At 55.4% G+C, this 8,349-nt stretch carries 9 protein-coding genes; 2 read left to right on the top strand and 7 right to left on the bottom strand.

Annotation, left to right across the window (positions count from 1 at the left end; all coding sequences use genetic code 11):
* Positions 1 to 72: 72 nt before the first annotated feature.
* The 3 genes from ACSR1C_RS20025 to ACSR1C_RS20035 all read right to left on the bottom strand — a co-directional run bounded on the left by ACSR1C_RS20025 (position 73) and on the right by ACSR1C_RS20035 (position 2,735).
* Positions 73 to 1,101, bottom strand: coding sequence for an AAA family ATPase (locus tag ACSR1C_RS20025; protein ID WP_460260790.1), 1,029 nt, complete (start codon positions 1,099 to 1,101; stop codon positions 73 to 75).
* A gap of 115 nt (positions 1,102 to 1,216) precedes the next feature.
* On the bottom strand, positions 1,217 to 2,320 hold the full coding sequence (locus ACSR1C_RS20030) for a DUF4365 domain-containing protein (protein WP_460260791.1): 1,104 nt from the start codon (positions 2,318 to 2,320) through the stop codon (positions 1,217 to 1,219).
* Between the two features lie 214 nt (positions 2,321 to 2,534).
* Positions 2,535 to 2,735 (bottom strand): hypothetical protein, encoded by a 201-nt coding sequence (locus ACSR1C_RS20035; protein ID WP_234184855.1) that lies wholly within the window; start codon positions 2,733 to 2,735, stop codon positions 2,535 to 2,537.
* Positions 2,736 to 3,048: 313 nt separating this feature from the next.
* On the opposite strand from ACSR1C_RS20035, the gene ACSR1C_RS20040 reads away from it, so the two are divergent.
* Both ACSR1C_RS20040 and ACSR1C_RS20045 read left to right on the top strand, forming a co-directional pair.
* On the top strand, positions 3,049 to 3,429 hold the full coding sequence (locus ACSR1C_RS20040) for a GIY-YIG nuclease family protein (RefSeq protein ID WP_460260792.1): 381 nt from the start codon (positions 3,049 to 3,051) through the stop codon (positions 3,427 to 3,429).
* Positions 3,430 to 4,036: 607 nt separating this feature from the next.
* Positions 4,037 to 4,267 carry a hypothetical protein gene (locus ACSR1C_RS20045; protein ID WP_460260793.1) on the top strand — a complete coding sequence of 77 codons (231 nt, stop codon included), beginning with the start codon at positions 4,037 to 4,039 and terminating at the stop codon, positions 4,265 to 4,267.
* Between the two features lie 373 nt (positions 4,268 to 4,640).
* On the opposite strand, the gene ACSR1C_RS20050 is transcribed toward ACSR1C_RS20045, so the two are convergent.
* The 4 genes from ACSR1C_RS20050 to ACSR1C_RS20065 all read right to left on the bottom strand — a co-directional run.
* A complete protein-coding gene (locus ACSR1C_RS20050; RefSeq protein ID WP_460260794.1) occupies positions 4,641 to 6,452 on the bottom strand; it encodes an AAA family ATPase in 1,812 nt (603 codons plus the stop codon).
* A gap of 52 nt (positions 6,453 to 6,504) precedes the next feature.
* Positions 6,505 to 7,203, bottom strand: coding sequence for a hypothetical protein (locus tag ACSR1C_RS20055; RefSeq protein ID WP_460260795.1), 699 nt, complete (start codon positions 7,201 to 7,203; stop codon positions 6,505 to 6,507).
* Between the two features lie 39 nt (positions 7,204 to 7,242).
* Complete coding sequence (locus ACSR1C_RS20060; protein ID WP_460260796.1) at positions 7,243 to 7,467, bottom strand: helix-turn-helix transcriptional regulator; 225 nt, start codon at positions 7,465 to 7,467, stop codon at positions 7,243 to 7,245.
* A gap of 113 nt (positions 7,468 to 7,580) precedes the next feature.
* A partial coding sequence (locus ACSR1C_RS20065) for a hypothetical protein (protein ID WP_460260797.1) occupies positions 7,581 to 8,349 on the bottom strand: 769 nt, incomplete at its 5' end.

Genomic DNA, 8,349 nt, shown 5'->3' on the forward strand with positions numbered 1-8,349 from the left:
CCTCAGGCCGCTCGCAGCCCTTCAGAAGTTCGTCCAGCAGTTCTTTGGAAATCGTCATCGTCCTTGCTCCTCTCAGGAAGCATGGACCAAACCGAAGTTACACAGAAGATCGGACACTCTCTGAGAAGGTTGAATGTGCAGCTCAGGCTCCTCTACCGCGAGGACGAATGACTTATTCGCATCTGCTCTGGCCTTTCCGAACTGCATCAGCAACAAAAGACTTTGCAAAGAAGTCAAACCAGTTCCCTGCCGCGCGGAAGGAAGAGTTGGACCATCTCCGTGTGCAAAATGGGGTACGACACTTTCGAGGACAGAGTTGCTGTCTGTACCTGTAATGCGAAGCCGAAGCCTTGGTGATGATGGCATGAGCTTGCCAAGTTCATCATTGGCCTGCTCCACGATTGTTGTTAGCCCGTCTTGTTCTTCCAGTCGCTGGCCTACTTCCGGTTCCCAAAGACGTTCCCTTGCATCGCGTATCGCAGTCGCAGGGAGGCCACCCAATGTCGCTACAAGACGACGAAAAAGCTCTGATGTGAAGGAAATCCATTTGTCCCACGTTCTAGACGCAGGGACCATGAAGAAGCCAAGCTCTTGGAGCGTCTTTGACGAAATCTGAGTGTAGCTTGTATCATCATGGAATGGATCACCAAGGGTTGCTTCATCATCCACGAAGAACCTTACGGTTTCGGCCTCAAGCTCTTGGAGATCATATCGAGCCGCAAACGCAATTTGAACACTAAGATCTGTGTGTTCTCCGTCTGCCGACGCGGCGAGGTCTCCTGTGGCTGGGTTGAGCCACTTCTCAACACCTCCGCGCCCCATGGCAAACCAAGAGGGACTATGCTGTGGGTCATTCTCTGGGAAGCCTGAGATGGTTGCGATGATTAGGATACGAGATGTTTCGATTGGTCTGCTTTGGTAAAAGTCATGTTCGGTCAAGCGCCGAACCAATCGGTCTCTTCCCAGCAGCAGGGCAAGAGCCTCAACAATCGTTGTCTTGCCGTTATTGTTTGGACCGACAAGGACAGAGTGTTTCCCAAGCGTAATGTCCGCGTTCTGAATGCCGCGCAGGCCTGAAACCTTGAGGCGGTGAATATGCATGTTTTCATCTCTGTTTTGGTCGGTGAAAAGTCACAGTGTCTTAAGATTTTTTTATCAGCTTGATGAGTCCTGTGTTACCTATTCCGTTTATTGGTTTTCGATTATCCGTTGCTGTCTACACGTCGCGCGCATGCCACGGAGCAACGCTAACCATGTGAGGCTCTGAGTCCACCGACAAAACTTCAGCCTTGACAAGCACTGCCAGCGTTTCGGCCCAGCGCACTCCGATCTCATTCAGTTCCAGTGCCAGCCGATGCTCAACTATTTCTCCGCCGCCCATATCGCCATATGAAAACTCTCCGTCACCCAATTCCAGCAGGCACTCACCTTCGAGTTCATCGTCGTCAATTTCCATGCCCGTCTCTGTCTCAATCGCAATAAAGCTTTCATGCCAGATCTGGAATTCATTGCCGTCGAAGTCTTCTATCGTTTCCGGGTAGCGGAGCATTTCTGCCCTAGTTTCAGGTGTAAATTTCACATAGGGGAACGCCAATGCCAGTTCACCCATTGAATATTGCCAGTGAGTACGAAACAACTCCCAGTCACCGTCCTGCTCGCGAGCTTCAAAATAAGCTTCGGTCCTCATCTTGGACATCCATTTAACCACGGTCAGGCGTGCTTGAATGCCCTGCTTCTGACACCTGCTCAACCATTGCACAACAGATGAGTCACGCAAGAATCGAGCAATCTCCTTGTCGTTCTCATTTCTTAGGGACTGCCTAAGGATTGGAACAAGATTCCCGTGCAAAACGGTACGAAAAAACTCGTTGTCGAGTTCATTTTTCTTGGCAACTTTCACTCTGACGGTTTTCTGTTCCAGAGTTAGGATGTCAGCGCCAAAATGGGCGCCTACCCACTTCTGCAAGTCAATAGCCAAGAAACGATCAACGCTTTCGATATACAGAGCAAGATATGTCGGTTGGACATTTAGATACCAAAACCTCAAGTGCGCGACTTCCAAGTCCAGAGCCACTTCTTCAACAGCGTCATATTCTTCGCGGCTCAAAGTGCCATCCATGATCCCTTTCATTTGGAACCAGATCAGCGCGGGGGTCACTATCTTTCCATCTCGGTTGGAGTCTGGTTGTGTGAGGTGAAGCCCAATGTCGCGTCCAGCGCGGTCGCGTTCATACTCTACAAAAACACCATAGTTGGCGGCTAAGGCTCTGAACTTGCCCATGTATCTGTTTTCAAAGTCGTCGCGACCACCAATCTTCAAATGCTTTGCCCCTTAGTAGATTTCGATTTATTTCAGGCAACCGTAGCCCGTTTGCCATGTCTCGACACACTCTTTGCACTACATCCCCCCGGCTTCGACCATTCTCTTGTTGGGGAACGCCATCAGTTCTTCGCACTCGCCGAAGATGCGGTACTTGCGCTAAAAAATAAAGGGCCGCACTAGGCGGCCCAGCTATTGATAAGCATAGAGCTGGCTAGGTCGCCAATGCCTTTCTCGCTTCTTTCTCGGCGGCTGATCCTTTCACCCATTGCCACGGGGTGCGCGGTTTCCTCGCCTTCGCCAGTTCGGGGTTTGCCTTGGCGTCGCTGGCGGCGGCACGCAGGCGTTCTCGGGCCTCGCGCGGGTCGATCTTGAGTTCGTCGCAGATGGCCTTGAGCGTCACGATATCAGTCATGTCGATCTCCTAAGTTGCTGATGAAGATCGATACGACGCACGGCCAGAGCGTGTCAGGGATAACCCTAGAACATCTTTAGCTTTTCTCAATCTGCTGCTATGACTGATCTCGACATGGCAGACGCGGCCATGTTGGGGCGTGGAAACCCCTCTGCAACTAGGCCGGGCTACCGGCTGAACACCTTTGACCCTATGGTCGGGGTGCCTGTGTTATACAACAGGCCCCGGCTAAAGGCACAGGGTCCGTGTTGCAGCGGATTTCCAACACCCCGATCACCAGTCAAACGCGAGGGCGCTCGCAGTTCGGGGTCTGTTGGAACTGGCGCTGTCCCATCCCGTCGCGTGGACCGACCGTGCAAGCCTGCCTGACCGTGCAGGCGTGTATCTGATCGCGCTTGGCGAACCCGGCAATACCGTCTACATCGGTCGGACATGGGGCGCTAAAGGGATACGCCACAGGATACGGACGTTCCATAGGTCAGCGACCACCGGGCGGAAAGGCCATGCCGGGGGCGTGACGTTCCACGGCGTGTTCGATGGCGACACGACTGGCCTCTTCGTTTCGGTGCACCTGCCCGATGGCATCGACCCCAAGCCGGAAATCCTGCACCCCTACATCGCCTATGCCGAACGAAGGCTGATCTGGGAGCATGTCGAGGCGCATGGTGAGCTGCCGGTGTGCAACTCGGAATGACCTGCAACTAACCCCGAGCATCGAGAGCGAAACGCGCGCGCGGCGGCGTTGTATTGAGCCAGGAGCGCCGTGGCGTGCCTCGGGCGTGGTGATCCCGTCGCAAACCCGGCTGGCGCGCTGTGCGCCGCGCTAAGGCGTGCTTGATCCGCGCGGGATGGTCGGGGGGCTGGGTGTGTCGGCTTGGCTTCCAGCGCAACGGAAGTGGCCGCTAGGGCGTGATCCACGCAAAAAGCCCGCTCGGACCCCGATGAACACGACCCACCCATCCCGCGCCCGCCACAGGGCTCTGGTGCACGCTAGCCGCCGCGCAGGGTGACCACAGGGGGAACCCGATGGGAATGTGCCCGTAGAGCGGCGGAGCGGGCCGCAGAGGGTCGATCCGGCATTTTTCGCCGAAGGAGCGGGCGCAAACACATATCACCACTCCAGCGCCTGCTCTGGGGCGTTGCGAGGCCAGCGCGCCTGAACCGTCTCGAAAGTTGTGCAATTGCGGTGCGTCGGCAGGGCTACCCCTGTGGTCTCCATAGGCCGCGCGGGAATTACCCTGACGGGCGGCGGTCTCCGATCTTATGCGTGGCATCGAAATCAACCAGCGAGGAAATCGACGATGACGATACGCGCGACGTGGGCCTTCAACGGCGAGACCAAGGTCATACTTGGACCCTGGCACCGGCTTTGGTGCTTCATCTTTGGCCCGCTATACTATGTATTCAAGGGCATGTGGCTGTGGGCGCTGTTGTCCTTGTTCACGGCCAACGGACTCTGGCTTGGGTTCCCGCTCTACAACCGATCCATCGTGTTGCGCCACTTTCACCGCAAAGGCTGGGTGCAAGAATGACCAACCACCTCGATTGCTACCCGTATGAAACCCAGCGGGCAGCAACGAAACCCAGCGGCGATCCGGACTGCTTGAAAAGGTTCACAAATTCAGCTTCGGCTCGCGCCCGAAAGACTGATACGTAGTCCTCGTGTCGCCCTAGATAGGTCTGCCGGACACACAATGAGGTGCTGGCGCGCCGCGTAGGGGGAGGTGTTTTTTTTAACGGCGTATACCTCGCGGGCAGACAAGTGGTCATGCATACTTCCGAGATTTTTGGCCTCTAGCCGCTCAACGGCCCAATCGTGTCCTCGCCTGCCGAAAAAGCGAAAGACAGGCCGAAGCCCGCCTCTCATTCGATATAAAAATTATTGTACACGAATTATTATAACGATCACTCATCGGGCCGGGATTTGCCAAGTTTCCAACGGGCGCTTTTTCCCTTGCCGACCTGCACGATCTCGCCGGTTTTCGCCATCTCGGCCCGAAGCGCATTCAAAGTGCCGACAGATGCAAGGCTGCGGCTTGTCACGGCGCTTTCGACCTTCTCCCACCTTACCGGCTGATCGGAAAGAAATTCGAGTATGAACTCTCGCGCAGCGTCGGTGGCTGACGCAGGCCTACCGACCGAATTTGTCTCGACCCTGCAAACCTCAGCCTCGTTCGCGTCTGAGAACTCGACTGGCTGCAGGACCGGCGTCCCGTCGCGCCCGCCACCGAAACGCTCGAAAATGATCGTCTTGCCGAGTTCGCTGGCGTTGGCCTTGCCGTGCGCCAAGGCGAAGCGAGACCGATCTGTCGGGTCCGTGCCGTAGAAAAGTGCAGACCGAATACTGGCGGCAAAGCCGATTGAGCCAACAATTCGAAACAGAGGATGTTCTGCCGACTGTTTGTTCAAGTGACCAATGGCCAACACAGCGCAACCGGCATCCTCGGCGATCTCCGTCAGACGCCCTAGAAACTCGCCGACTTCGTTTTGCCGGTTCATATCGCGCCCACTGCCCATATAGGCGGTCAACGTGTCGATCACGACGAGTTTGGGCCGCTCCTGTTCAATGTAGCGTGCCATCGCTTCAAGGTTCTCTGGCGACAGAATCTTGAACCGTGTCATGACCCGGATTTGGCTGATGTCCGCGCCGTTCTCCAACAATCTTGGCAATGTCACCCTCTGCCAATTATCCTCAGCCGACAGCATGAGCACTTTGCCCTTCGGTGCACATTCATCGGTAAGCGGCCATGGGCCGCCTGAGGTCACCGCTGCGATCAGCTTGGTCACCAACAGCGACTTGCCCATACCGGGATTGCCCGCGAGAAGTGTCACCCCGAAAAGTGGAATGTATGGGTAGTAGAGGAACTCCATCGGCAAAGGTTCGGTCGTCTTTGGTGGGCCAAACAATGCCGCCGTATCCTCGGCGTAGTTCCCGCTACTTTGGATGACCGAGCGCAACTCCCTTGGCGACAAAGGTGCTTCTGTGAAATCGTCATTCAGAGCTTCCAGCATGGCCTCAACCGCATCTTCGTCATCGAACCTTCGGCGCAAGAAGCAGGCCGTACGAAAGAAGAAATCGTTGCGCTTTCCACTCTTAATGACGAGGTCCGTCGCCCCAGTTTTCGACTGTTCTTGCCTATGCTGTGTTCGCTTAGGTCTGAGTTTGCTCAGGTTGTTTGGCAAGGAGGCCATTTGCGAGGGAGACTGAGTGGAATACCGATACTGCTTGCCCGAGGGATGGGTGCTGGGCGGCACCATCGCCATCCTGTTCGCGCCGGTCAGGACGTCAATCTCGTCACCTTTGAACGCGCCACCAGAGCATTCGCCTTGGTAGTACAAGTGGTAGCCGCGCCCCGTGAACACTTTGACAGTTGCGCCCAACCCAAGATGCTCCACGAGTGCCCGCCCGTCATTGCCATCGACATCGACCAACGTCAGTCCGGCGAGAGATATTGCGAGATTTGCGTCTGGATGTCTGCGCAGAGCTTTCTGAACTAGATCGATGTCATCAGTCGCACTGTGGACGCCGTTTGGAAAAAACTTGGACAAGGGGTGCTTGCCCGGAGATGCGCAATCTTCCCGTTTGCACGAGCAGCGCCGGTCTTTGCCAATGCCGTATGTCAGGACGACCTTCCGCCCTGCTTTTATCTGCGCCTTGGCTGCCGTCAGGGTCTTTTGAGAGCGCATCAGTTTTGACACGCGAAATTGTTGTCGCATGGGTCACCTCGTGAATTCTAAGGGAGTAGAGGGGGGACTGGCCCCCCTCGTTTCAGTACTTTGTCCAGAGCCAATCGCCGCCTTCGACTTCGACTTCCGAAAAGGCGTCGAACAAAACTTCAGCAGTGAATGGGGGAAGGCCGGGTCGATGAATCTGCGATCCGGGCACGTACAGCAGATCACTTGTGGAAACGTCGAGCCGATGTGCGCGAGACAGACCCGCGCAATCCAGCATCTCTGCCATCGCTGTAACTTCCATCGCGAAAGGCAACGGGGCAAGAAACTGGAATGCCGAAACGCCGACACCCCAAAAAATGGTTGGGCTGGGGAAGTAGTCGAACGGGTGTTCGCCTACGATGGTCCTGAAACCCAATCGGGTTCGGCTCGAACGCACGCCGCGTTTCCAAGGCACCGGGTCGAACATGACGTTATGGTCAGAATAGGCCGTCAAATCAAACAGCACATCTGCCATAGCCAGTTCTTCAGCAGGGTTTAGGAAATGCTCTTCCTCGATGTCGCCATGGGGTGATACGGCACAAACCCTTACTCGGTTACTCGGTGAACAGTCGCCCACTTTTTGCAGAAAGATTTCCGCTTCGACAGGCCAGCCCTCAGGTTCGGGGTGCTGATGGAAATAGTGTTGAATCCACCCCTTGTGGATCGACTTTCTCCATCCGTAGCCTTCGGATTTCACATTGAACTCTGTTTCGGAAAGCAGCACTGAGGGCTGCGTAGAACGCATGGTTTCCATCGGGAAACTCCTTTCGATGTTTTTTAGGGTGAACGTGGGTCAGTATTCGGCGTAATGCGTGCGAGCGCGCTCGGCATCGCGCTCGGCAAGCCATTCGCTAAGTTCTGACATGAGCCATGCGACGGTGGTGCCGCCAATGCGCACGCGACGTGGGAAACGCCCACGCGCCTCAAGCCTCAATAACGTTGTGTTGCTCAAAGTGATGCCCATGCGCTTCAAGTCGTCGCGCGTTGCCAGCATCTTACTTGCTTTGTCGTCTGTCATGATTTTCCCTTTCTGACTAAAGGGAACCGGTTCCTGACAAAGCAGTCGCATGGATCTCAGGGCGTGTCATTTCGGCACTATGAACGGGATGGGGCCATTTGAAGCCGTTTTGTTCAATCGTAGAGGCGGTAGGCAGCCACAGCCGCTTGTATCTGTCTATTCAGGTTTTCGAACCGCTTCGAATCTTTCGAGGATTTGGAAAAATAGGCGGCCAGAAGTGGGCGCGCTGACGCTCGGATGAACTCTGGAAATTCACCATCGATATGGCCGGATGATGCAGAACGTTTCACGTTTTCGATCCCCCTGAAGGCGATGAAAACCTCTGTCATTCCATCAACAGTCAATTGAATTGTTTCGGCATATGCCGTCGCAACTCCGTCTTCTTTGGGCGTAGCGGAAACTGCCTGAACCAATTCAAGAAGGGCCGAAACGGCATTTCTTGCCTCATGCACCCTTTGCCGCATTTCGGACGCAGGAACGAAGCGCGAGGTCTTGTTCCGCCCGGAGCGGACAACCACCGACGATAGCATGTCGTCGGACTCAGCCAATTCTGCCAATAGGCGGCGGGACGTAGTATCGATCTTTGCGGCCCAAGCGTATTTTTGGGCCGGGGTCGCGGCACCACCTGCGAAACTGAAAACAGACAGAAGGTATTCGGCTGTGGCGGCGAGTTGGAGGCGCAACGAAGTGATGTCGGCTGGGTTCTCAAGCCTCAACGTGCCTGCAATCTTGAGCGCAGCGTCATCGGTGTAGATTTCGGACGAGAGTGTCCGATCTTCTGTGTAACTTCGGTTTGGTCCATGCTTCCTGAGAGGAGCAAGGACGATGACGATTTCCAAAGAACTGCTGGACGAACTTCTGAAGGGCTGCGAGCGGCCTGAG

This window comes from Actibacterium sp. D185-2, from assembly GCF_054954595.1.